General features: G+C 71.3%; 1 protein-coding gene. It reads right to left on the bottom strand.

The features are described from left to right. Positions 1-183: 183 nt before the first annotated feature. Entirely contained in the window at positions 184-1,170 is a 987-nt protein-coding gene (thiL, locus tag ACESMN_RS13615) for a thiamine-phosphate kinase (protein ID WP_373054150.1), read from the bottom strand. Between the last annotated feature and the right edge of the window lie 180 nt (positions 1,171-1,350).

Raw genomic sequence — 1,350 nt, 5'->3', positions numbered from 1 at the left:
AGTGCAGGAATAGTGGGCCTATTTCAAACTTGCCCAACGCAGCGCCGGCGCTTCTGGCGAAGCGATCTGGTACCGAACTTTCCGCATGGCCCACTAGAGGCCACTCCGGCGCCCAGTCGCGTGCCAACACGCCCTCGCATGGCTACCCCCATGGCAGGCGAGCCCCTCGCTGACCGGACGCCTTCAGTCGGCTCGGAAGTGGTCGAAGCCGGGCTCGGCGAGGGTCACCGGCTGGCCGGTGGCGTCGAGGACCCGTATGCCCGGCTCCCTCCTGAACTCGCCGATCACGGTCAGCGGCAGCTGCAGCCCGGAGGCCAGCACCCGCAGTTCGGTGCGCTGGCGGGCGGGCCAGGCGAAGAGCAGTTCGTAATCGTCGCCGCCGGAGAGCGCGGCGGACAGGGCCGCTGCATCGGCCCAGCCGGCCAGCAGCGGATCGCGCGGAATCGACTCGGCCTCAAGGGTTGCCCCGCAACCCGAGGCCGTGCAGATGTGCGCCAGGTCTGCGAGCAGCCCGTCCGAGATGTCGATCGCGGTACGGGTGTGCCCGCGCAGCGCACGTCCCAGGGCGATCCGGGGCTCGGGCCAGAAGAATCGCCGGTGCGAGGCGTCCTGAACGGCCGGCGGCTTCCCGCCCGCCTCGCGCCGTTCCCGCTCCGCCTGCAGACCGGCGAATGCGCCCCCAAGGCTGCCGCTCACGACCACCAGGTTGCCCGGCTCCGCCCCGCTGCGCCGCAAGGCCAGACCCGCCGGCACCTCGCCGATCACGGTCACGCTGACCGCCAGCGGACCGCGCGTGGTGTCGCCGCCGATCAGGGGCGCCCGCAGCCGCTCCGCCAGTGCACCCATGCCCTCGGCGAAGGCCATCAGCCACGCCTCGTCGGTCCCGGGCAGCGTGATCGCCAGCAATGTCCCCAGCGGTTCCGCGCCCATCGCAGCGAGGTCGCTGAGCGCGGCGGCGAGGGCCTTGTGACCAACCGCCGCCGCGGGCTGATCCGGGAAGAAGTGCGTGCCGCAGACCATCGTGTCCACGCTGACGGCGAGTTGATGTCCGGGGCGCGGCGACAGCAGCGTGCAGTCGTCACCGACCCCCAGCACGATGCCCGGACCCCGGTCCCGGCCGGAGAAGAAGCGCTCGATCAGCTCGAATTCGGACAGGTGGGCATCGGCCATGGCGGGGGCGGGGTGAATGGATTGGGTGATTTCAGGTTATGGGACCTGGCGGCGCTTGAAACGGGGACCTGTGGGAGTGGCCTCCGTGGGAGCGGCCTCTGGCCGCGATATGGTGGCAAAGGGCATCGCGGCCGGGAGGCCGCTCCCACAGAGGGTTTCGCGGCCGGGGGCCGCTCCCAC

The organism is Thioalkalivibrio sp. (assembly GCF_041690275.1).
Classification (GTDB): Bacteria; Pseudomonadota; Gammaproteobacteria; order Ectothiorhodospirales; family Ectothiorhodospiraceae; genus Thioalkalivibrio.
This window is presented reverse-complemented; position numbering and strand designations above follow the sequence as displayed.